This window comes from Parasphingorhabdus sp. (assembly GCF_041748495.1).
Classification (GTDB): domain Bacteria; phylum Pseudomonadota; class Alphaproteobacteria; order Sphingomonadales; family Sphingomonadaceae; genus Parasphingorhabdus.
On the sequence record NZ_JBGTDD010000155.1, the window covers coordinates 1 to 20,373 of the forward strand.

At 57.0% G+C, this 20,373-nt stretch carries 23 protein-coding genes; 12 read left to right on the plus strand and 11 right to left on the minus strand.

Annotated elements, in window-relative coordinates; genetic code table 11:
- Nucleotides 1-6: 6 nt before the first annotated feature.
- Together ACEW8J_RS13685 and ACEW8J_RS13690 are read right to left on the minus strand one after the other, a co-directional pair.
- The gene (locus ACEW8J_RS13685; RefSeq protein ID WP_373492203.1) at nt 7-942 is read right to left on the minus strand and encodes a hypothetical protein; all 936 of its coding nucleotides are present in this window, start codon (nt 940-942) and stop codon (nt 7-9) included.
- The gene (locus ACEW8J_RS13690) at nt 942-1,649 is read right to left on the minus strand and encodes a CoA transferase subunit A (protein WP_373492204.1); all 708 of its coding nucleotides are present in this window, start codon (nt 1,647-1,649) and stop codon (nt 942-944) included. Before ACEW8J_RS13690 ends, ACEW8J_RS13685 begins: the two co-directional genes overlap by 1 nt.
- Before the next feature lie 101 nt (nt 1,650-1,750).
- Between ACEW8J_RS13690 and ACEW8J_RS13695 the strand changes: the two genes are divergently transcribed.
- Complete coding sequence (locus tag ACEW8J_RS13695; protein WP_373492205.1) at nt 1,751-2,839, plus strand: esterase-like activity of phytase family protein; 1,089 nt, start codon at nt 1,751-1,753, stop codon at nt 2,837-2,839.
- Here the strand turns inward: ACEW8J_RS13695 and rpmB are convergent.
- On the minus strand, nt 2,829-3,119 hold the full coding sequence (rpmB, locus tag ACEW8J_RS13700) for a 50S ribosomal protein L28 (protein WP_373492206.1): 291 nt from the start codon (nt 3,117-3,119) through the stop codon (nt 2,829-2,831). The genes ACEW8J_RS13695 and rpmB overlap by 11 nt on opposite strands.
- A gap of 180 nt (nt 3,120-3,299) precedes the next feature.
- Between rpmB and tadA the strand changes: the two genes are divergently transcribed.
- Nucleotides 3,300-3,731 carry a tRNA adenosine(34) deaminase TadA gene (gene tadA, locus ACEW8J_RS13705; RefSeq protein ID WP_373492207.1) on the plus strand — a complete coding sequence of 144 codons (432 nt, stop codon included), beginning with the start codon at nt 3,300-3,302 and terminating at the stop codon, nt 3,729-3,731.
- 3 nt (nt 3,732-3,734) lie between these two features.
- On the opposite strand, the gene ACEW8J_RS13710 is transcribed toward tadA, so the two are convergent.
- Both ACEW8J_RS13710 and ACEW8J_RS13715 read right to left on the minus strand, forming a co-directional pair.
- Nucleotides 3,735-4,535, minus strand: coding sequence for a LytR/AlgR family response regulator transcription factor (locus tag ACEW8J_RS13710; RefSeq protein ID WP_373492208.1), 801 nt, complete (start codon nt 4,533-4,535; stop codon nt 3,735-3,737).
- Nucleotides 4,532-5,764 (minus strand): sensor histidine kinase, encoded by a 1,233-nt coding sequence (locus ACEW8J_RS13715; RefSeq protein ID WP_373492239.1) that lies wholly within the window; start codon nt 5,762-5,764, stop codon nt 4,532-4,534. The genes ACEW8J_RS13710 and ACEW8J_RS13715 overlap by 4 nt, the downstream gene beginning before the upstream one ends.
- Nucleotides 5,765-5,925: 161 nt before the next feature.
- Between ACEW8J_RS13715 and ACEW8J_RS13720 the strand changes: the two genes are divergently transcribed.
- Nucleotides 5,926-6,507 carry an HD domain-containing protein gene (locus ACEW8J_RS13720; protein ID WP_373492209.1) on the plus strand — a complete coding sequence of 194 codons (582 nt, stop codon included), beginning with the start codon at nt 5,926-5,928 and terminating at the stop codon, nt 6,505-6,507.
- Between the two features lie 18 nt (nt 6,508-6,525).
- Here the strand turns inward: ACEW8J_RS13720 and ACEW8J_RS13725 are convergent, their stop codons facing one another.
- Nucleotides 6,526-7,065 carry a winged helix-turn-helix transcriptional regulator gene (locus ACEW8J_RS13725; RefSeq protein WP_373492210.1) on the minus strand — a complete coding sequence of 180 codons (540 nt, stop codon included), beginning with the start codon at nt 7,063-7,065 and terminating at the stop codon, nt 6,526-6,528.
- 169 nt (nt 7,066-7,234) lie between these two features.
- Between ACEW8J_RS13725 and ACEW8J_RS13730 the strand changes: the two genes are divergently transcribed.
- Nucleotides 7,235-7,564 carry a hypothetical protein gene (locus tag ACEW8J_RS13730; RefSeq protein WP_373492211.1) on the plus strand — a complete coding sequence of 110 codons (330 nt, stop codon included), beginning with the start codon at nt 7,235-7,237 and terminating at the stop codon, nt 7,562-7,564.
- A gap of 173 nt (nt 7,565-7,737) precedes the next feature.
- Nucleotides 7,738-9,828, plus strand: coding sequence for a bifunctional (p)ppGpp synthetase/guanosine-3',5'-bis(diphosphate) 3'-pyrophosphohydrolase (locus tag ACEW8J_RS13735; RefSeq protein ID WP_373492212.1), 2,091 nt, complete (start codon nt 7,738-7,740; stop codon nt 9,826-9,828).
- Nucleotides 9,829-9,834: 6 nt separating this feature from the next.
- Here the strand turns inward: ACEW8J_RS13735 and ACEW8J_RS13740 are convergent, their stop codons facing one another.
- The 3 genes from ACEW8J_RS13740 to rpsU are packed head-to-tail and all read right to left on the minus strand — an operon-like array spanning nt 9,835 to nt 11,295.
- Nucleotides 9,835-10,443: an FKBP-type peptidyl-prolyl cis-trans isomerase gene (locus tag ACEW8J_RS13740; RefSeq protein ID WP_373492213.1), complete on the minus strand. Its 609-nt coding sequence runs from the start codon at nt 10,441-10,443 to the stop codon at nt 9,835-9,837.
- A gap of 34 nt (nt 10,444-10,477) precedes the next feature.
- Nucleotides 10,478-11,053 carry an FKBP-type peptidyl-prolyl cis-trans isomerase gene (locus ACEW8J_RS13745; protein WP_373492214.1) on the minus strand — a complete coding sequence of 192 codons (576 nt, stop codon included), beginning with the start codon at nt 11,051-11,053 and terminating at the stop codon, nt 10,478-10,480.
- Nucleotides 11,054-11,088: 35 nt separating this feature from the next.
- Nucleotides 11,089-11,295 (minus strand): 30S ribosomal protein S21, encoded by a 207-nt coding sequence (rpsU, locus tag ACEW8J_RS13750; protein ID WP_067197663.1) that lies wholly within the window; start codon nt 11,293-11,295, stop codon nt 11,089-11,091.
- A gap of 259 nt (nt 11,296-11,554) precedes the next feature.
- Here rpsU and ACEW8J_RS13755 point away from each other — a divergent pair, with 259 nt between their 5' ends.
- The 4 genes from ACEW8J_RS13755 (at nt 11,555) to ACEW8J_RS13770 (ending at nt 14,114) form a co-directional block, all read left to right on the plus strand.
- Nucleotides 11,555-12,319 carry a class II aldolase/adducin family protein gene (locus ACEW8J_RS13755; RefSeq protein WP_373492215.1) on the plus strand — a complete coding sequence of 255 codons (765 nt, stop codon included), beginning with the start codon at nt 11,555-11,557 and terminating at the stop codon, nt 12,317-12,319.
- Between the two features lie 99 nt (nt 12,320-12,418).
- The gene (locus ACEW8J_RS13760) at nt 12,419-12,958 is read left to right on the plus strand and encodes a (2Fe-2S)-binding protein (protein WP_373492216.1); all 540 of its coding nucleotides are present in this window, start codon (nt 12,419-12,421) and stop codon (nt 12,956-12,958) included.
- Between the two features lie 26 nt (nt 12,959-12,984).
- Nucleotides 12,985-13,335: an arsenate reductase (glutaredoxin) gene (gene arsC / locus ACEW8J_RS13765; protein ID WP_373492217.1), complete on the plus strand. Its 351-nt coding sequence runs from the start codon at nt 12,985-12,987 to the stop codon at nt 13,333-13,335.
- A gap of 47 nt (nt 13,336-13,382) precedes the next feature.
- Nucleotides 13,383-14,114 carry a ParA family protein gene (locus tag ACEW8J_RS13770; protein ID WP_373492218.1) on the plus strand — a complete coding sequence of 244 codons (732 nt, stop codon included), beginning with the start codon at nt 13,383-13,385 and terminating at the stop codon, nt 14,112-14,114.
- A 15-nt stretch (nt 14,115-14,129) separates the two neighbouring features.
- On the opposite strand, the gene ACEW8J_RS13775 is transcribed toward ACEW8J_RS13770, so the two are convergent.
- Nucleotides 14,130-16,499, minus strand: a complete 2,370-nt coding sequence (locus ACEW8J_RS13775) for a putative bifunctional diguanylate cyclase/phosphodiesterase (protein ID WP_373492219.1) — start codon at nt 16,497-16,499, stop codon at nt 14,130-14,132.
- Between the two features lie 88 nt (nt 16,500-16,587).
- The gene (locus ACEW8J_RS13780) at nt 16,588-18,318 is read right to left on the minus strand and encodes a fatty acyl-AMP ligase (protein WP_373492220.1); all 1,731 of its coding nucleotides are present in this window, start codon (nt 18,316-18,318) and stop codon (nt 16,588-16,590) included.
- A gap of 221 nt (nt 18,319-18,539) precedes the next feature.
- On the opposite strand from ACEW8J_RS13780, the gene ACEW8J_RS13785 reads away from it, so the two are divergent.
- From ACEW8J_RS13785 to ACEW8J_RS13795, 3 genes are all read left to right on the plus strand, one after another.
- Nucleotides 18,540-19,022, plus strand: a complete 483-nt coding sequence (locus ACEW8J_RS13785) for a regulatory protein RecX (protein WP_373492221.1) — start codon at nt 18,540-18,542, stop codon at nt 19,020-19,022.
- A gap of 153 nt (nt 19,023-19,175) precedes the next feature.
- Nucleotides 19,176-19,796 (plus strand): cold-shock protein, encoded by a 621-nt coding sequence (locus ACEW8J_RS13790; RefSeq protein ID WP_373492222.1) that lies wholly within the window; start codon nt 19,176-19,178, stop codon nt 19,794-19,796.
- Between the two features lie 17 nt (nt 19,797-19,813).
- Nucleotides 19,814-20,317: a DUF192 domain-containing protein gene (locus ACEW8J_RS13795; RefSeq protein ID WP_373492223.1), complete on the plus strand. Its 504-nt coding sequence runs from the start codon at nt 19,814-19,816 to the stop codon at nt 20,315-20,317.
- Nucleotides 20,318-20,373: the final 56 nt, after the last annotated feature.

Below are 20,373 nucleotides of genomic sequence, written 5' to 3' on the forward strand. Positions count from 1 at the left end.
GCATATTCATCCTTCTTTGTCATCTGCTGGAGCCATTGGTGCTTCTGTGGCTTCTACGAGGGGAGGCGGAGTCAGAAACCAGCCATTGTTGAACATCGACTCTAGCATGATCGCACCATTGGGGTCGCGCAAATAGGCATAGAGTTCATCGAAGTCCGAGCGGTCGTCACCTGCCATGGCGACGATGCAATAATTGCGCGCGGCATCCCAGCGCCGAACCTGCTTGCGATCATCGCCGCCACGGTCAAGGAAAAGAAAATCGTCCGATCTGGCGTTAGAAAAACCCGCCTCCTCGAGAATCGCGGACAAGTTCTGGGCCGCTGCGACGGGTTTGTCGGATAGCCAGATGACGCTGATCTCAGCCGTCCGCAGGCTTTTCAGCACTTCGACCAGACCATTTTGCCGGTAGAGCGTCTCTGCCTCCATCCAGTCCGGGCTGCTGCTGTCATCGAGGTCTATGACCACAGCCAGAGGTTTGCCCTCGCATTCCATGGTTTCAGGCTGGAAAATATCCACCCGCGGGATCAGCACGACCGATTGCACGCCTTGCCCTTCTGCCAGCCGGGTCGACTGTTTCAGGGCATGGGCCGCAAAGCTGGCATAAGGGGAAGTTTCCAGTTCAGCCAGCTGCAAAATTTTCGTAGAACGGTCAGCAGACGCAGTATCCAGATCGACGTCGATAGCGCCTCCCTGCCCGGTAAATTTCTTTGCCGTCATCGGCACGGCTTCAGCCGCATCGCGCTCGGAACCTATCGTGACGGACCCGACAGGTTTTGCCAGATCAATGGCACCGGCGGTGACCATGTCCTGCTTGGCCTGGACGTGATCAATCTGTTCCTTGCCGATGGTGCCCAGAGCGGCGAGCGGCAGCAACGCGGCAACGCATCCGGACAGAAGCGGCAGAACGGCCAGAAGGATCAGGGATAAGCGGAATCGGGCCATCAGGCGTCTTGGCGCTCCCGAATCATGCGGAATTCAATTTTCTTGTCATAGGGCGCACCATTGATCAGCCGCTTGACATAAATGCCGGGCAAATGGATGCAGTCCGGATCCAGTTCACCGACTTCGACAATCTCCTCGACCTCGGCGACACAGATCTTGCCGGCGGTCGCCATGGGTGCATTGAAATTGCGAGCGGTTTTGCGGAACATCAGATTGCCCGCCTTGTCGGCCTTCCAGCCCTTGATCAAACAGAGATCGGCAAAAATCCCCCGCTCTAGAATATAGGTTTCGCCATCGAAATCCTTATGCTCCTTGCCTTCGGCTACCTGCGTGCCGACGCCGGTCTTGGTGTAAAATCCCGGAATTCCCGCCCCGCCGGCGCGGCAGCGTTCGGCCAGCGTCCCCTGGGGGCAAAATTCCACTTCCAGCTCTCCGGAGAGATACTGCCGTTCGAATTCCTTGTTCTCGCCGACATAGGAAGAGATCATCTTCTTCACCTGCCGCGAGCGGAGCAGCTTGCCGAGGCCTTCATTGTCGATGCCGGCATTGTTGGAAGCGATGGTGAGTCCCTTCACTCCATCCTGCTGGATCGCGTCGATCAGCCGCTCCGGTATCCCACAGAGGCCGAAACCGCCGACGCAGAGATGCATGTCATCGAACAACAGACCGTCGAGAGCAGCCGCCGCATCCGGATAGATTTTTTTCATAGTCGCGCTTTCCTCACTAATGCCCGGCGTCTAGCGCAGGTGGCGCACGAGCGTCCAGAATAGAATATGTTTGAGCTGACGAATCGGCTATGCGCACCGCCATGCTCCGATTGTTTGCTTGCTTGTCGCTGATCTTCTTTCTGGTACCGGTCACTTACGTGCGCGGCCCCGCACCCCAGGCCAATGACAGCCAGTATATCACTCTCGAACCCATTGTCTTTGATGCCGGTGACCCCGACCGGAAACAGGTCGGCCAACTCATCTTTCTCGGCGGCTGGACAATCACCAGCGACAATGACGACTTTGGCGGCATTTCTTCGATGGTGGCAATGCCGGACAACCGGTTTCTGATGCTGAGCGACAATGGCACATTGGTCGGCTTCACATTGGCAGAAGAGAAACATCAGGCGATTCGGCCGTTCATTGCTGCGCTCCCTGACGGCCCGGCTAAACCGGAGGGATCTGTCCGGAAAAACTGGGATTCTGAATCCCTGCTCCACAACCCCGAGACGGGTCAGTTCTGGGTTGGCTATGAACATCAGCACAGCATCTGGCGCTATGGCCATTCCTTTTCCCGGACCGAGGCAAGGAATTTTCCGAAAGCCATGCAGAAATGGCCTGACAATGGCGGCGCCGAGGCAATGCTTCGTCTGCCCGATGGCCGTTTTCTGGTCTTTTCAGAGGCAGCGGACCATCCTGAAGGTGGATATCAGGCGCTTGCCTTCGAGGGCGACCCGTCCGAGCCGACAAGCAAAGCTGTGGCTTTCGGTTATCTGCCGCCCCAAGGCTATAAGTTGACCGACGCTGTATTGCTGGATGACCGCTCGGCGCTGATGCTGCACCGCCGGTTCACGCCGTTGCATGGGGTTTCGGCGATATTGTCAATCGCGCAGCTGGCGGACTTCCGGCCGGGAAACATTGCGACATCCATCCCGGTTGCCACGCTGAAGCCGCCACTCAAGGTCGACAATATGGAGGCCCTGGCTGTTTCTCGGGACGGGAAGGACACGATTGTCTGGATCGCGTCAGATGATAATTTCAGCGTGCTGCAGGAAAGCCTGCTGCTCAAGTTCCGGCTGCTGCAGGGCAAGGCCACACAGAAAAAGCCCGATCCCAAATTCCAAAATGAAAAAGCCGGAGCGAGCCCCGGCTTTTCTACATTCGAATCGGATGGATCGCTTAAGCGGTAGCCACCTGCTTTTTCACGATTTCCTTTTTGAGTCGCTTGACCCGCAGGCTCAACTTGTCGTCCTTGGTCTTCAGCAACCAGTTGTCGAGGCCGCCAACATGTTCGACCGAACGCAGGCCGTGCGTCGAAACCCGAAGTTTCACGCCCTTGCCGAGTGTGTCGGACAAGAGAGTCACATTTTGCAGATTGGGCAAAAATGTCTTCTTGGTCCGGTTTTTGGCGTGCGACACATTATTGCCTACCAGCCGAGTCTTACCTGTCAGTTCGCAAATCCGCGACATCGTAAAAGTCCAATTTCTTGTTGTTGAATGATTCCCAGCGGGAAAGAGCGGTCCCCTAACGCTAATAGCGCCACGCGTCAAGCATATCGGGGACTTTTTGCGCGATCCGGTTCGGCTATGGTCTTCCCGCCCCTTCCGCGCTAATCGATCGTCATGGCGGCGGCAAAATATACTTCTTTCATGGCTGATGCGCTGGCGCTGGCGCATAGGGCGATAGCTGTCGACGAAGTTCCCGTTGGCGCGGTCATCGTCAAGAATGGCAAGATCATCGGACGCGGCCATAATCGCACCCGCATCGATCATGACCCCACCGCCCATGCCGAAATCGTGGCGATTCGCGAAGCGACCCGGGCTCTGGGCAATGACCGGCTGGAAGAGTGCGACCTGTGGGTGACGCTGGAACCCTGCACGATGTGCGCCGGTGCGATCGCCCATGCCCGCATCGGCCGGCTATATTATGGCGCAGACGACCCCAAAGGCGGCGCGGTGGACAGCGGTATACGCTTTTTCGGCACCCCGACCTGCCATCACAAGCCCGAAGTCTATACCGGGCTCGAAGCCGAGAAATCAGCTCTATTGCTGCTCGATTTTTTCAGAAGCCGCCGCGACTAGCGTCTAGTGGACAAACCGCGCCACCACATCCCTGTAGCTGCGGCTGACCTTGACCTGTGCGCCTGATCCCAGCACCAGAAAACATTCACCATTGGTGTGCGGCTTCACTTCCCGGACCTGGCTCAGGTTGACGATCGTGGAACGGTGCACCCGCTGGAAATTGCGGGGGTCGAGCCGCTTTTCCAGATCCTTCATCGTTTCGCGCAGGATCAGGCTGTTGTCGGCCGTATAGATGCACATATAGTCCCCTGCCGCATCGATCCGTTCGATCGAATCGACATCGACGCGGAAAATCTGTCCGCGATCCTTCACATTGATCAGCTTCTCATAGCGATCTGAGGAGGTTGGCTCGTCGGAATCCTCGATATTGGCCATCGCCTCGGGCGCAACTTCGTTGAGCACGTTCTTCAGCTTCTCGAGTTCGGCACCGCCGCGTTTTTCCAACAGACGCTTGCGCACCCGGTCAATCGCGTCGGCCAGCCGGTCTTCCTCCACCGGCTTCACGAGATAGTCGATGGCTTCGGCCTCGAACGCACGCACCGCATGTTCGGAAAAAGCGGTCACAAAAATGAACAGGGGCGGTTCGATCTCCATGATTCCCTGGACAACGGAAAATCCGTCAAATCCGGGCATCTGGATATCGAGAAACACCAGATCGGGCTTCAAGGTCTTGATCTTGCGAATCGCCTCCCGGCCGTTGCGGCAGGTATCGACAATCTCGATATCATCGAATTTCTCGAGCCGGATCTGCAAACCCTGAATCGCAAGCTTTTCGTCATCGACTAATATCGTCTTGATCGTCATATTTTTAAATCCTTATGCTGAATTGATGCCATCGCCGGCGCATTTGCCGGTTCCCGCTGCTGGCCATCGCTTGTTGCATGCTCCCCAAAAATCGTTTCGTTTCTCACTTGTTCGTCGGTTGCGGAATGATCCGCCGCTTCCCGTTCAATCTGTTCTCTCGTTTCAAACGGCAAGGCGATCAATACCGAAAAACCCTCACCTGGCGACGAACGCGTTTCAAATATAGCGCTTTCTCCATAAGCCTGGTTTAATCGCTCCTGAATATTGCCGAGGCCAACGCCGGTGGAATCGAATTTAATGGTCGTTGGACCGGTTTTTCCCGGCCCGGTGTCGGAAACGGTGATACGCAGCTTGTCTCCGTCGAGCTGAGCGGAGACCGAGATATCCGCTCCTTCTTCCTGGGGCGTCACTGCATATTTGATCGCATTCTCGACCAGCGGCTGCAGCAACAGGGATGGCAACAATGCATCACGCACCGCCGGATCAATATCGAAATGCGACCGCAACCGCTCTTCGAAGCGCATTTTCTCGATATCCAAATAGAGATGCAGCGTCTCCACCTCTTGCGCCAATGTGACCCGGCTGTGCACTTCGTTGACCAAAGTATGCCGCAGGAAGGATGACAGGCGCGACAACATGGCATTGGCCGGCTCGGTCTGGCGCAGCAGCACCAGCGTCGAAATGCTGTTCAGTGTGTTGAACAGGAAATGGGGATTGAGCTGATAGCGCAGCATCGCCAGCTGCGCGCGCGTCGCCTGCGCTTCCAGCTGCTGCAGCTGATCATTTTGTTCCTCGACTCGCAGGAAGAAATTGATCGCATAATAAAGCGCCGACCAGGCGCCGAGCATCATGATGCCGAGGAACAATGAGCCCAGGAACAGGGTCCCGAACGCGGTTTCGGTTGTCGGATTCTGAATCAGGAAGACCCAGGCGTCGATGAAGGCATAGAGGGCTGCTGCAACCGTCAGTATCGCGGCGGTGCTGCTCCAGGTCACAATCGGACGGCGGTGAATCAGATTCTTGTAGACCACCGACAGCAGCAGGGAGATCGAATAGCCGGTGATCGTCGAGATAATGACCGGCACCAGAAAGCTCAGCGGCAGCCCGTTCGAAATCCCGCCGATCGCGCGCAAAATCAGCGCACCCGCCCAGCCCGCGGATTGCAGGTTCCAGAATGCCCGGTTCTTGTTGCCAAAAAACGGCTGGGGGCGGATTTCCATGACGGCCATCATGCTTCCTATAGCGGGCCATTGCCGCTTGGGGAAGAATCGCCTATCATTTGCACGAATAAGACGACAAACGCCGCCTTTTTCGAGCCAGATGCCATGATATTGGCGTGGAAGAACGGAAAATTGTGGCTGTAGAGCGGCAAAAGACAAAGGAGAATATCATGGGCGGTCCCAACGAAGTTCGAGCGAAATTTCCTTCGATGGAAGAGGGTTCACAGGAAGACTGGCAGATTATCGGCGGCCATTTTGGCCCGTTCGCCAGCAAGGTCGCTGACCGGGTCCTTGATCATCTGAAACTGCTCGACGGCGATTTTGGCGGCTTTCCGATCGACCGGATGCAGCATAGTCTGCAAACCGCGACCCGCGCGCATCGCGACGGCCGGGACGAGGAATATGTCGTGATGGCGCTGCTGCACGACGTCGGTGATACGCTCGGTACCTATAATCATCCCGACATTGCAGCGGCGATATTGAAGCCCTTTGTCAGCGCCAAGAACCACTGGATCACGGAAAAGCATGGCATTTTTCAGGGCTATTATTTCTTCCACTATCTTGGCCAGGATCGGGACATGCGCGAACAATATCGCGGCCATGAACATTTTGAAGATTGTGCGGAATTTTGCGCCAAATATGACCAGAACTCCTTTGATGCCAATTATGACACCGCGCCGCTGGAGTTTTTCGAGCCGATGGTGCGCCGGGTCATGGCCAGGCCGGTAAACAGTATCTATGTGACCGAATAGCTTGCCCCGGAATTGATTTCAGGCCGCTGAAGACTCGCCAATTTCCCGTAAATGGCGGACAATCATGTCGTCGCGATGCGCGCCATCGGAATCCAGTGTCAATTCCGTTTCATCGATCCAGCACAGGTCATCCAGTTCGAGAATCCGGTCGTCGTGCGCCCGCATGCTGATCCGGCGAATTGGCTGACGATCACGCGAATCGCACAATATCGGGTTGGAGGGCACGCCGGTCTCCCATCTTTCCCCCCATTGCCGCAGCGCAATCATGGTCGGCAGCAAATCCTGTCCCTTGTCGGTCAGCCGATATTCGACCTTCCGCTTGTCATGATCACAGGGACGACGGGTCATGATTCCTGCCTCGACCATGCGGGTCAGCCGGTTGGCCAATATGTTACGGGCAATGCCGATTTCCGACAGGAAATCTTCAAAATGCCCGACGCCATTGAGCGCGGCACGCAATATCATGAAGCACCAACGCTCGCCGATGACTTCCAGAGATATGGGTAGGCTGCACTCGCCGCCAGCCAGACTCGACAGATCTTCTCGAATTTTGTCCATGGTTCCATTCCTAAACCAGTTTTCTGGCAAGTGCGAAAAAAATATCAGTTTTTAGTTGCAACTTAAAACCTATTAAGTTAGGTAGTGATTCGCAACCTATATTGCAACCGAAAATTTTCCCCTCGGCCTTTGCAAAATGGCCGCAAACAGACAGACGAAAGGAAATATCATGCTTCTCTCCCAAAGCCCGCTTCGCTCTTCGATGATTTTTTGTACTGCTGCGATGACCTCGCTCGCCCTGTTCACCGCAACCACAGCGGAAGCACGCGGTCCGGCCATCGCCTATACCGCGGAACTGCAGGCGCCGGTGGAAGCGGCCCAGGAAATTATCAAGGGCGGCGTCATCCGCTGCGTTGGCACGGAATGCATCGGCAGCCAGAGCAACTCCGCACCGCGGACGATCTGTGCCAAGCTCGTCGACGAATTCGGTCCGGTCGCCAGCTTCGCCCATAAAGGCAAGGCTTTTGACGCCGATGCGATTGCCCAGTGCAACAACTGAATGGTTTATCCCCGACTGACCGGCCTCTCCCTCCCGATAGCGGCCAGAACACTGGCACTGCCGGTCAGCTTTAGCGCCGAAGCACGGCTCCTTTTCCGTTCCCCGGGATATAAGAGCCGGCTTCGGCGCTCTTTTTAGTTGCCCCGCTCCTGAAAGAGCGACATCTTCCGACCATGCTCAGGCAATATGAACTGGTGGAACGGGTTCGATCCTATGATCCCGATGCAGATGAAGATCTGATCAACCGCGCCTATGTGTTTTCCGTGCAGCGGCATGGCAGCCAGAAGCGGGCCAGCGGTGACCCTTATTTCAGCCATCCCATCGAGGTCGCCGGCTTGATGACCGACCTGAAGCTGGATCAACAGACAATCGTTACCGCGTTGCTCCACGACACGGTCGAGGATACGCTGACCACGACCGAGGAAATCAGCAAGTTATTTGGCGAAGAAATAGCCCGGCTGGTCGACGGCGTGACCAAGCTTTCCAAGATTGAAGCGCAGACGGACAATGAGCGAGCGGCTGAAAACCTGCGCAAATTCCTGCTCGCCATGTCCGATGATATCCGCGTGCTGCTGGTCAAGCTGGCCGATCGCCTGCACAATATGCGGACACTGCACTTCATCAAGAGCGAAGAAAAGCGGCAGCGGATCGCCCACGAAACCATGGATATTTATGCGCCGCTCGCCGAACGGATCGGCATGTATGAATATATGCGCGAGATGCAATTGCTTGCGTTCCGGCATATGGAACCCGAAGCCTATGACACCATTACCAAAAGATTGCAGGCGATCAAGGAAGGTGACGAGGGCCAGGTCGAGCAAATCTCCCTTTCGATTCAGAAGGCCCTCAAAAGCGGCGGCCTGGCTGCCGAAGTCAGCGGCCGGGAAAAACATCCTTATTCGATCTGGCGCAAGATGCAGGAGCGGCACGTCAGCTTCGAGCAGCTGACCGACATCATGGCATTCCGTGTCGTCACCGACAATAGCGCCGAATGTTATCGGGCGCTCGGCATCCTGCACGAGAAATGGAAAATGGTCCCCGGCCGATTCAAGGACTATATCTCCACGCCCAAGCGCAACGGCTACCAGTCGATCCACACCACGATCATGCATGGCAATAATATGCGCGTGGAAATCCAGATCCGCTCGCAGCGCATGCACGAGGACAATGAATTGGGCCTCGCCGCGCATTGGGCCTATAAACAGGGCAATCGGCCCGATGGCCAAGCCGGCTGGATCCGCGATCTGATCGAGATTCTCGACCAGGCCGAAGATGCCGAGGAATTGCTCGAGCACACCCGGCTGGCGATGTACCAGGACCGCATTTTCGCCTTCACACCGAAGGGTACATTGCTGCAAATGCCTCGGGGGTCGACCACCGTGGATTTCGCCTATGCCGTACACACCGATCTCGGCAATCAGGCGGTCGGGGCCAAGGTCAATGGGCGGCATGTCCCATTGCGGTCCCAGCTGCAGAACGGCGACGTGGTCGAAATCCTGAAATCCAAGGGCCAGGAACCGCAACCAGGCTGGCTTTCCTTTGTCATTACCGGCAAGGCGCGCGCCGCCATCCGCCGCAATGTCCGGTTCAAGGAACGCGACGAGATGATCGCAATCGGCACGGAACTTTATGAGGAAATCATCGAACGGCTGCCCGGCAAGATCGGCAAGCGCGCGATCAAGGCAGCACTGAAACGGCTGAGCATGAAAGAGCCCGACGACCTGATGATGGCGATTGGCACGCGCCAGCTCAGCGACCGCCAAGTGATGGAAGCGATCATTCCTGGCAGCATCCACGATAATGATGACGAGCGGCGATGGCCCGAGCAGGATCGCGCCATATCGATCAAGGGCCTGACCCCGGGCGTTGCGTTTGATCTCGCGGCATGCTGCCATCCGGTGCCCGGTGACCGCATTGTCGGCCTGCGTCGCAGCGGTGAAAATGTCGAGGTGCACACCATCGATTGTCCGAGCCTGGCCAATGGCGTGGACGCCGACTGGGTGGATCTCAGCTGGGGCAATGAAAGCGACGGCGCTCCCGCGCGGCTATGCGTGGTGCTGCACAACAAGCCGGGAACGCTTGCCGAAATGGCTGGGATTTTCGGCTTTCACAATGCCAATATCCTGAACTTGCGCCTGTCCCAGCGTGATGGGCCGTTCCACACGTTCGACGTTGCCCTGGAAGTGCATAATGTCCATCATCTGATGCGGATATTGTCGGCCCTGCGCGCATCGGAAGCGGTGGCGCAAGCCGAACGCTCCTGATCTCGCTCAGGGAGCGGGCGGTGGTCCGCCGGGTGCAGCCTGCATCTGCTGACGCAGCTCTTCCATCTGCTCCGCTGTAATGAAATCGAGCAGGGTCACATCGAAGATCAGCAAACTATTTGGCGGCACCTGTTCACCGGGCGAGGCTTCGCCATAAGCGAGTTCGGACGGAATCCAGATGCGATATTCGCCGCCCTTCTGCATCAGCTGCAGCGCTTCAGAAAAGCCGGGGACAACGGCGCCAACCGGCATCGGCGTCTGTTCATTGGCATCAAAGATGGTGCCATCGCGCAGACGGCCTTCATATTTGACCAACGCCGTATCGGTCGCACTGGGCGAAGGCCCCTCACCTGGCTTGATCACGGAATATTGAAGACCGGATGCGGTCTGTTCCACACCTTCCTGTTCCGCATTGTCCGCCAGAAATTCTGCATTATCCGGTGGCGGGAACAGCTTCTCCCATCCGGCCTGGACAAATTCTGTCGGGCTGGTTTTCTCTGGTATGGCGGCAGCGAGCACGATCACAAGAATGACGCCGAGCAGCAGGCCCAGCAGGAAGGGCTTGGTCGCGAATGATGGCCCGCTGTCCTTTTTAACGGGATCGGTATCACTCACCTACTGCTCTCCAAAAACAACGACAGGCCCTGTTTTATTGGCCGGGGAGCGGCGGACCACCGGGTCCGGCACCCTGCATTTGCTGGCGTAGCTCTTCCATCTGCGCGGCGGAAATAAAGTCCAGCAGCGTCACGTCGAAGATCAGCAGGCTGTTCGGCGGAATCTGGTCACCGGGCGATGCTTCGCCATAAGCCAGCTCGGACGGAATCCAGATGCGATATTCGCCGCCCTTCTGCATGAGTTGCAACGCTTCGGAAAAACCGGGAACAACGCCGCCAACCGGCATCGGTGCCTGCTCGTTGGCATCAAAGACGGTGCCATCGCGCAATGTGCCTTCATATCTGACCAGCGCGGTGTCGGTAGGCGTGGGAGACGGCCCCTCGCCTGGCTTGAGTATCTTGAACTGCAGGCCGGATGCGGTTGTCTCTACCCCGTCCTCGTCCGCGTTGGCGGCAAGAAACTGCGTATTGCTCGCCCCGGTGACCACCGCATTTTCGGTTCCCGAATATGCAAGAAGCAGGGCAGCCGCGACTATCAGAGCTACCGCCAGCCAGATCTTGGTCAGCGAGCCTTTTTTGATGGGATGAATCGGAACCGTCGTGACAGACATGGGCAGGCTACCTTATGTTCGTGGAGCCGAAGTGCTTAAATCAGGCCGTCGCGTTCCATCCGCTTGCGGTCCATCTTGCGGGCACGGCGAACGGCAGCTGCTTTTTCGCGGGCGCGCTTCTCGGACGGCTTTTCATAATGGCGACGAAGCTTCATTTCGCGATAGACGCCTTCACGCTGCAATTTCTTCTTGAGCGCCCGGAGGGCCTGATCAACATTATTATCGCGAACCATGATTTGCATAAGACTGAGTAACTCCGTTCAAATTTCGTAGCGGACCAGAAGCAATTTCTTCTGGCCTGAATTGGTGTAAAAGCCATAAAAAAGGGTTTGCAGCAGAATCAATCTGCTTCAATCTCGCGCCGCTTAACAATTTCCTGGCACCGAGGCAAGCATTTACGCGATCCATTGCGCGAGGCGGCGGCGCTTTGCCTTCGTCTTTTTGGGGCTTTGCTATAATATGCGGGACAGAAATAGAATCAGCCGATTCGAGGAGAGAAATATGGCCACCGCGATCAATATCCAGTCCAGTTGTAGCGAAGAGGAGTGGAAAGCGCGCCAGCGTCTCGCGGCCTGTTACCGGATTTTCGCCTATCTTGGCTGGGACGAAATGATTTTCAATCATATCACCCTGAAAGTGCCGGGCGAGGACGAGGCCTTTCTGATCAATCCCTATGGCCTGCATTTCAGCGAAGTGTCCGCTTCGACCCTGGTCAAGATCGACATCGACGGCAACACGATGGATGGCTCGACTTACCCGGTCAACAAGGCGGGCTTCACCCAGCACAGCCTGTTCCACCGCGAGCTGCCCGATGTTCACGCGATCATCCATAGCCATACCACCGCCACCATGGCGGTCTCTGCGCTCGAAGGCGGCCTGCAACCGATCAATTTCTATGCCGCCGCGATCGTGCCGCGGCTTGCCTATCACAAATTTGAAGGCATCACCGTGCACGAGGACGAAGGACCACGCTTCCTCGCCAGCCTCGGCAAGAAGCGGATGATGATGCTCGAAAATCACGGGCCGGTGGTGATGGGACGGACATTGGAAGAGGCGTTCCTCAACCATTGGGTGCTGCAGCGGGCCTGCGAAATCCAGATGCAGACGCTGTCGATGGGCAAGCCGGTGCTGATCGGTGAAGAGGTGATCAGGAAGCATCTTGAAAATCTGTCGCAAGCATCGATCGATCCGCTGAAACAGGGCGTACCCGAATTCGACGCCATGGTCCGGCTGGTCGATCGCGAAGACCGAAGCTGGCGGGAGTAAAAGCAAGGTCCATCATGCTGAACTTGTTTCAGCGCCTCTTCTTGCATAAACAGCGCGCAGGAGATCCTGAAACAAGTTCAGGATGACGAGAATCGCCTCATGACCAAATTCACCGTCAATGATCGCCCGGTCTGGTACCGGATGGACCCAAATACGCCGCTGCTCTGGGCCCTGCGCGATGCGTCCAATCTGACCGGCACCAAATATGGCTGCGGCACCGGCGACTGCGGCGCCTGCATGGTCGAGATCGACGGCGAGGCGATCCGCTCGTGCCTGGTCACCATTGGCGAACTGGAAGGCCGGTTCGTCACCACCATTGAAGCATTGTCCCGCGATCGCAGCCATCCGGTGCAACAGGCCTGGGCAGCAGAAAATGTCCCGCAATGCGGTTTCTGCCAGTCCGGCATGATCATGGCTGCGGCAGTGCTGCTCAAGAAAAATTCCAACCCGTCCAAGGCCGCGATCGACGAAGCGATTACCAATATCTGTCGCTGCGGAACCTATCCGCGGATTCGTGAGGCGATCCAGCGAGCCGGACGCGTAGCGCGGGGAGAAGCAGTGCTCAGCGCAGCACCGCCGCCGGGGATCGATCCCGCAGACGCCGCCCGGGCGGTTCCCGCGCTCACGCCCAAAGAATAGCCATCTTGACGCAACAGGAGATAAGCATGAAAGCCACCATCTGGCACAATCCGAAATGCGGCACGTCCCGCAAGACATTGGCAATATTGCAAGAGGCACCTGGCGTTGATCTGACCGTGATCGAATATCTGAAAAGCCCGCCCAGCCGTGCCAAGCTGAAACAACTTTTCGACGATGCTGGCATGAGCCCGCAGGAAGGCCTAAGAGTGAGGGGTTCACCGGCTGAAGAGCTCGGGCTGACAAAAGCGGACGCAACCGCCGATCAGATTCTGGATGCAATGGCCGGAGAGCCGATCCTGATCAACCGGCCGCTGGTCGAAACCGACAAGGGCGTCAGGCTGTGCCGGCCGCAGGAGCTGGTGCAGGAAATTCTCTGATCCGGCCTGCTCTCGGCGGACATGAGTGAAACGGACCGGAAAAAACAATGTCGGTAATCGCAGTGTACAGCATGAAAGGCGGAGTCGGCAAAAGCTGCTCGGCGGTGAATCTGGCATGGAACAGCGCCGTCGGCAGTTCCCGCCGGACTTTGCTCTGGGATCTCGACCCGCAAGCCGCAGCTTCGTTCATTCTCAAGGGCGACCAGATGCAAAAGGACCGCGCCCGAGCGATGGTCGCCGGCACCGTCAAACCTGGCAAGCTGATCAAAGGCACCGAAATAGAGAATCTGGATCTGCTGGCAGCGGACGTCTCGTTGCGCGGTCTCGATCGGTTATTCTTCCAGATCAACAAAAAGCGCCATCTCGGCAAGTTGTTCGAGGCGTTGAACAAGGATTATGACCGGATCATCCTCGATTGCCCGCCCGGCCTGACCGAGACCAGCGAACAGATCCTGCGCAACGCCGATATTGTCGTGGTTCCCGTCATTCCCTCGCCCCTGTCGGAACGGGCGCTGACCGATGTCCAGATGTTCCTCGACAGCGGCGGCAAAAAGCACGCCCCGCTGCTGCCGGTCTACACGATGGTCGATCGGCGGCGGTCGATCCACAAGCTGGGCCTGGTCCGAAATCCGAAATGGCCGGTCATCCCGATGTCGAGCGCCATTGAGCATATGACCCAATTGCAGCAACCGGTCGGCAGCTTCGCGCCGCGCAGCACAGCCGCGCAGGCCTATGCGCGGATCTGGCGCGGCATAGAAAAGCAATTGGCAAAATCATAGTCCGGTCGCACAGGCTTATGCCGATTTTTTGTCATATCCCAGATATTGGGGTTCAAACATGCCAAACAGGTCTCTGGCGTCTGCTGCTGCCATCGGACGACCGAAATAATAGCCCTGGATCTTGCGGCAGCCCAGTTTCCTGATCATCTTCACTTCTTCTTCCGTTTCGGCCCCCTCGGCGGTGGTGGACATGCCGAGAGCGTCCGCCATCGCAACGACAGCGCGGATGATGGCAAGGCTTTCAGGCGCATTTTTGGCGGCACCCTGAACAAAGCTGCGATCGACCTTGATCGTCGAGAATCGCGTCTTGCGCAAATAGCCGAGCGAGGAATAGCCGGTTCCGAAATCATCGAGCGACAGATTGACGCCCAGAGCGATGATCTGATCGAGCATTTCCGCAGCACCGGTGCCCTCGCGCATGAAAATACTCTCTGTCACCTCTATCTCGAGACGGCTGGGCGGCAGGCCGCTTTCATCGAGTGCCGACACGACCATCGAGAGAAAATTGACTTCGGTCAGCTGGTCCGCCGAAACATTGACCGCGACCTTGACCGTGGAGGGCCATGACATGGCTTCCTTGCACGCCGTCCGCATCACCCATTCACCGATCGAGACGATCAGGCGCGCCTCTTCCGCCACCGGTATGAATTTGGCCGGAGAAACCACGCCAAAATGCGGATTGGTCCAGCGCAACAGCGCTTCAAAGCCGACAACCCCGCCCGAATCTGCGCTCACCACGGGTTGGTAGTTGAGCGATAATTCGTCATTCTCGAGTGCCTTGCGCAAGGCTATTTCCATCACGCGGCGCTCTTCCGCCTGCACGTGGAGCTTGGGCTCATATTGCGTATAGGCCCCACCGCCCTGATCCTTGGACCGATAAAGGGCGAGATCGGCGCTGCGCATCAGCATTTCGACCGTCCGTCCGTCGCGGGGCCCGATCGCCGTGCCAACGCTGGCGCCGATGTAAAGCGTGTGCTGATCGACTTCATAGGGCCGGGACAGGGTTTCTATTATTCGCTTGGCCAGCAATTCGATATATTGCGTGTCGCTCGCGTCCCTGATCACGATGGCAAATTCATCGCCGCCCAGACGACCGCACATTTCATTGTCGGTCATGATCGAACGCAACCGTTCGGATACGCGGGCCAGCAACCGGTCACCGACCGGATGGCCGAGCGTGTCGTTTACCGCCTTGAACCGGTCCAGATCGATCATCATGAAACCGCAACGGCCGTTCCATTTTTCCGCCGCTTCCATGGCCTTTTTGACCGAATCGGTCAGCTGCAGGCGATTTGGCAAGCGGGTCAGCGTATCAAATCTCGCCAGATGCGAGATTTTATCCGCCGATTCGCGCTGCTCGGTTATGTCCGACCCGACACCGCGAAAGCCGTGGAAGACGCCATTATCATCCAGCTTCGGCGAAGCAGACAATTCCCACCAGCGGTTTTCGCCATTGATTTCGACCGGCACCAGCATATTGCTGAAACTGTCACGGCGCTTCAGCTTGTCCGCCAGTTCGCGCAATGCTGTGGAAAACTTCCCGCTTTCCCAGGATTCGCCGGCGATCATTTGCAGGAATGGCATGCCTTCAATCTGCTCTGCGGGCTGGCCGAGGGCATGGGCAAATCGCGGCGAAACGTGCGTTATGCGGCGCGCTGTATCGATCTGCCAAAGCCAGTCAGCCCCGGTATCCTCGAATTCCTTGAGCAACAGGCTGACCACTTCGCTTTTTTCTGTGAGACTGGCTTCCGCGACCCTGCGGTCGATAAAGGACCGACCGGTCTTCAGGCAGGCCGAGATCAACAGGACGCCAATTGCCAGGGAAACCACCGCCAACTGGATGCTGCAAATATAAAGCCAGCCAAAAATCATCGCCGCGCTTGACGCCGTTATGAACAGGATGCTGCTGAGCGGCATGGTCGAAAACAGCATCGCCGAACCGACCATCAGGCAGATGATCGTCGCCCAGACCGGTATCATCGTCATCAGATCCGTGCTGAATGCAAACAGCAGGAACCCGATGCCCCACATCAAGCCCCCTGCGAAAGACACCAGATAAACCATGGTCATATCGGCACGATGGATCGATTTTCGCTGCCATGCGGCCTGTTTCCGGAACAGCAGATGGGCGTAAATATACAGGGCCCCCAATAAGGCGAGCCATGGACCGAGAAGCATGAGATTGACCCGGCCGAAACCCCATTGCACGGTCAGCAGACCGCACACGATCGCGGAGACAATCTTCAGCAGACTATGCTGGTGATTGCCATTGAATTGCAGCGCGCGAATTCGGCCCCAATCAATCCCCGGGGGATCGGACAGGCCAAGCAGCACACTGAGCGGGATTACCCGAGGTAATCCGGATTGGGCGACAGATTTAAACACCGTCCCTGATTAGGCCAAAACCCTTAGCGAAAAGTAAGGATCGGCTTATAATTTTTTGCGATTCGTGGTTAACCGAAATTAACCGGCATCAGGCGGCGACCGCATAAGGCTGAATATCGCCGGAGAGATACAGATTGCGCGCCTTTGCCCGGCTGAGCTTTCCGGAACTGGTCCGCGGCAAGGTCCGCGGTGGCACCAGTTCGATCACGCAATTCATTCCGGTAATGGCTCTCACCTTGTCACGGATCTCGTTGCGCAACCTCAGGCGCTCGATCTCGTCCGATGTCCGGCACTGCACCAGCACGGCCGGCGTTTCTTCGCCGCCCGGTGTGGTGATCGCAAAGGCAGCAATATCTCCGGCCTTGAAACCGGGCAATTGTTCCACCGCCCATTCGATATCCTGTGGCCAGTGGTTCTTGCCGTTGATGATGATCATGTCCTTGGCGCGGCCGACGATGTAAAGATAGCCGTTCGACAGATAGCCCATGTCACCGGTATCGAGCCAGCCGTCCACCAGGCAGGCATCGGTCGCCTCCTGGTCGCGATAATAGCATTCCATCACCGCCGGGCTTTTCATCCAGACCTTGCCGACGGATTTTTCCGCCAGAACCGCTCCATTTTCTTCGCGAATTTCGAGCAAGGTATCGCGCACCGGTTTCCCGCAATTGACGATCGCGCGAAAGCGTTTCGGGCGGCTGCCATCGCTTTGCTTCTCTCCGGAAAGCTCGGTTTCTTCGACCAGCTCCACTTCCATGCCTTCGCCCGACGGCATCAGGGTCACGGCAAGCGTTGCTTCGGCAAGGCCGTAGCTGGGCAGGAAGGCCTTGGCATCAAAGCCTGCCGGCGCGAAAGCATCGGTGAACCGCTGCATCACATCGGGCCGGATCATGTCAGCGCCATTACCGGCCAGCCGCCACCGCGAAAGATCAAAGCGTTCCTGCACATTCGACTGGCTGCCGATACGGCGCGCGCAGATTTCATAGCCGAAGGTTGGCGAAAAGCTGCAGGACGTCCCTTCATGGCGCGTGATCAGGTCAAGCCATGACAGAGGTCGCCGGGCAAAATCGGCAGTCTTTAGATAGTCGGTCGAAACCTGATTGGCGACCATCGACAGAAAGCAGCCCACCAGACCCATGTCATGGTAAAAGGGCAACCAGGAAATGCAGCGATCGGTTTCGCCGATCAGCATACCATGGGCATGCGAGCCAAGATTGTGCAGCAAAGCTTTGTGCGAGACCGCAACACCGTGCGGGAACCGGGTCGAACCGCTGGAATATTGCAGATAGGCAATATCGCTGCTGCTGGCCGTCGGCAATGCAGCGTCGGGAGCATCCCTCCGGGAAAAATCCTCCCAGCCGTAAATCGGAATAGCGCGGGAGGTGCCGGCGGCCCCTGCCAGTTCGGCAATCTCGTCCGGAAACAGCAGCAATGCAGGATCACAGCTGTCCAGCTGCACCCCGATCTGGTCGATATAGCTTTCCTTGCCGCCAAAGGAGGTTGGCAAGGGCAAGGGAACCGGCAGCGCGCCGGCATAGACTGCGCCAAAGAACAGCGCGCAAAACTGCGGTTCGGTATCAGCGATCAAGGCCACCCGGTCGCCCGGCTTTATGCCGAACGCGATCAGTCTTTTGGCCGCTGACACGGCATCGTCGCGCAGTTCGCGAAACGGATAGGCCCGGACCAGCGTAGCGCGGGCGTCGTGAAAATTGAAACCTCTTTGTCCCTCGGCGGCATAATCCAGTGCATGGCCCAGCGTTTCAAAATCCGAAAAACGGCGCGGCAATTGATCCGCCGTCGGGGTTGGTGTCAGTTCAGTCATCCAATATCCATTTCCGGAAGGTCCAGCCTCCCTAAAATCAATCTGTTTTTTTCGGCAAGGGAGTATATTGTCTTTTTGACCTTCCTTTAGCCGGTTTTACCCATGTCATTGCTGACCTCTGGCGTTTAAATTTCGACCCGACTGTGGCACAAAAAGGGCAAGCGTCACAGTTGAAGGTCAAACCGTTGAAAAACAGCGTTAAAACGTTAGATCAGGAGAGCTTGCATCGGCTGGCTATACGCTATGTTGAGCGATATGCAACGAGCCGGAAAAAACTGGCCGACTATCTCCACCGGAAAATCCGGGAAAGGGAATGGCAAGATGATGCTCCGCCCGCGGTCGACCAGCTGGTCGAGCGGTTCGTCACTCAGGGCTATATTGACGATGCACTTTACGCCCAAACCAAGGCTTCTGCCCTCACCCGGCGCGGTTACGGCACCCGCCGTGTCTCGCATGCGCTTTACCAGGCAGGCATTAGCGAAGCGGATGGCCGCGAAGCCTTTCAGATCAGTGAAACGAACAAATGGGCGGCAGCGGACAAGTTTGCCCGCAAGCGGAAGCTTGGCCCTTATGCCGAAAGCCAGCAGGATGCCGACAAATGCCGCAAGCAATTGCAGGCTTTTCTTCGGGCTGGTCATGACTTCGACCTGGCTTCCCGCTTTGTCTATGCCAGACCCGGCGAGGAAATAACGGACGAAGATTAATTCCGGCTAGTGCAAATAAACGCGCCGCTGAACAGGATTGGTCTCTTCAGAGTCAAGAATCGCCAGCTCAATATTATTGTGGTATGAAATACCAACCGATTCGGAAAAGCGTCAGACTTTTGATTGGGTTTTAGTTTTGTTCGGAGATGCATTGTGGCAAGCTTATTTGCGGAACCAGACCCTGCCGATAGTCACGCGTCCCAAGCCAGCACGGATGATCTTTCATCGACCAGTAGCGAAATGCGCCGCGCAACCGGCCGCGTCAAATGGTTCGACAGTCATCGCGGCTTCGGTTTCATCGTTCCTGAACAGGCCGGTGCGGACGAGCATGGCTCCTCACCATTATCGGACATTCTCGTTCACTGGAGTCTGCTTGAATCCCTGGGCACACGGGAATTGCCCGAAATGGCGATCGTTACATGCGAATATGCGGTTGCGCCAAAAGGTCTGCAGGCGACAAAAATTCTCGAAATCGATCTTTCCCAATGCGGCCCACGGAGTGATCCCTCGGCCGCAGCCGGCTCGCGTCATGCCATGCACATCGTCGATGATGATGCCGCTTTCACCCCTACCGAGGTCAAATGGTTTAACCGGGCCAAAGGCTATGGATTCCTGATAAGCGAAGATTTTGGCGGCGATATTTTTCTGCATATGGAAACACTTCGCGACGCGGGCATTGCAGAAATTGTGCCCGGCCAATCATTGCTGGCCCGCATCAGGGATGGCAATCGTGGTCATATGGCGGTACAGATCTGCCTGCCGCCGTCGGCCTGAAACAGAAATATATTCCTATGCACAGTTTTACAAAAGCGGTCGCGCTATCCCTCGCTTTGCTGGGCATGATCAGCCTGCCCGGCTGCCATGCCCGGACCGGTGACACCGCCGCCGCCAGCCTGCAAAGCGAATTGCCATTATCCGAGGCCGGCCTCACCCAAGTCCCGCTCAGCATCCGGACCGCGAACGCAACCCATGCTTTCATCGTGGAAGTAGCGAAAACGGGCGCTGAGCAAGCCCAGGGCCTGATGTTCCGGACCCGAATGGCCCCCGACAAGGGCATGATTTTTCCATTCCCCGAAGATCGGGTCGCCAGTTTCTGGATGAAGAACACGGTGATTCCGCTCGATATCATCTTCATCCGCCGGGATGGAACGATCGAATCGATTGCCGCCAATACCATACCCTATTCGCTCGCCCCGGTTCGTTCCAATGAACCAGTGGCCACGGTGCTTGAAATTGCTGCCGGGCGAGCGAAAGAACTGGGCATCGAACCGGGTGACCGCGTCACCTGGCAGTGAGGATCTGCGCATCCCCGGACATCCTCCACATTTGATATTTTTTCATTGCGGAGCGC

What these genes read in the sequence shown, in the direction of transcription:
- ACEW8J_RS13685 (WP_373492203.1), bottom strand. Translation starts at nt 942, where the DNA reads ATGGCCCGATTCCGCTTATCCCTGATCCTTCTGGCCGTTCTGCCGCTT.
- ACEW8J_RS13690 (WP_373492204.1), bottom strand. Translation starts at nt 1,649, where the DNA reads ATGAAAAAAATCTATCCGGATGCGGCGGCTGCTCTCGACGGTCTGTTG.
- ACEW8J_RS13695 (WP_373492205.1), top strand. Translation starts at nt 1,751, where the DNA reads ATGCTCCGATTGTTTGCTTGCTTGTCGCTGATCTTCTTTCTGGTACCG.
- rpmB (WP_373492206.1), bottom strand. Translation starts at nt 3,119, where the DNA reads ATGTCGCGGATTTGCGAACTGACAGGTAAGACTCGGCTGGTAGGCAAT.
- tadA (WP_373492207.1), top strand. Translation starts at nt 3,300, where the DNA reads ATGGCTGATGCGCTGGCGCTGGCGCATAGGGCGATAGCTGTCGACGAA.
- ACEW8J_RS13710 (WP_373492208.1), bottom strand. Translation starts at nt 4,535, where the DNA reads ATGACGATCAAGACGATATTAGTCGATGACGAAAAGCTTGCGATTCAG.
- ACEW8J_RS13715 (WP_373492239.1), bottom strand. Translation starts at nt 5,764, where the DNA reads ATGGCCGTCATGGAAATCCGCCCCCAGCCGTTTTTTGGCAACAAGAAC.
- ACEW8J_RS13720 (WP_373492209.1), top strand. Translation starts at nt 5,926, where the DNA reads ATGGGCGGTCCCAACGAAGTTCGAGCGAAATTTCCTTCGATGGAAGAG.
- ACEW8J_RS13725 (WP_373492210.1), bottom strand. Translation starts at nt 7,065, where the DNA reads ATGGACAAAATTCGAGAAGATCTGTCGAGTCTGGCTGGCGGCGAGTGC.
- ACEW8J_RS13730 (WP_373492211.1), top strand. Translation starts at nt 7,235, where the DNA reads ATGCTTCTCTCCCAAAGCCCGCTTCGCTCTTCGATGATTTTTTGTACT.
- ACEW8J_RS13735 (WP_373492212.1), top strand. Translation starts at nt 7,738, where the DNA reads ATGCTCAGGCAATATGAACTGGTGGAACGGGTTCGATCCTATGATCCC.
- ACEW8J_RS13745 (WP_373492214.1), bottom strand. Translation starts at nt 11,053, where the DNA reads ATGTCTGTCACGACGGTTCCGATTCATCCCATCAAAAAAGGCTCGCTG.
- rpsU (WP_067197663.1), bottom strand. Translation starts at nt 11,295, where the DNA reads ATGCAAATCATGGTTCGCGATAATAATGTTGATCAGGCCCTCCGGGCG.
- ACEW8J_RS13755 (WP_373492215.1), top strand. Translation starts at nt 11,555, where the DNA reads ATGGCCACCGCGATCAATATCCAGTCCAGTTGTAGCGAAGAGGAGTGG.
- ACEW8J_RS13760 (WP_373492216.1), top strand. Translation starts at nt 12,419, where the DNA reads ATGACCAAATTCACCGTCAATGATCGCCCGGTCTGGTACCGGATGGAC.
- arsC (WP_373492217.1), top strand. Translation starts at nt 12,985, where the DNA reads ATGAAAGCCACCATCTGGCACAATCCGAAATGCGGCACGTCCCGCAAG.
- ACEW8J_RS13770 (WP_373492218.1), top strand. Translation starts at nt 13,383, where the DNA reads ATGTCGGTAATCGCAGTGTACAGCATGAAAGGCGGAGTCGGCAAAAGC.
- ACEW8J_RS13780 (WP_373492220.1), bottom strand. Translation starts at nt 18,318, where the DNA reads ATGACTGAACTGACACCAACCCCGACGGCGGATCAATTGCCGCGCCGT.
- ACEW8J_RS13795 (WP_373492223.1), top strand. Translation starts at nt 19,814, where the DNA reads ATGCACAGTTTTACAAAAGCGGTCGCGCTATCCCTCGCTTTGCTGGGC.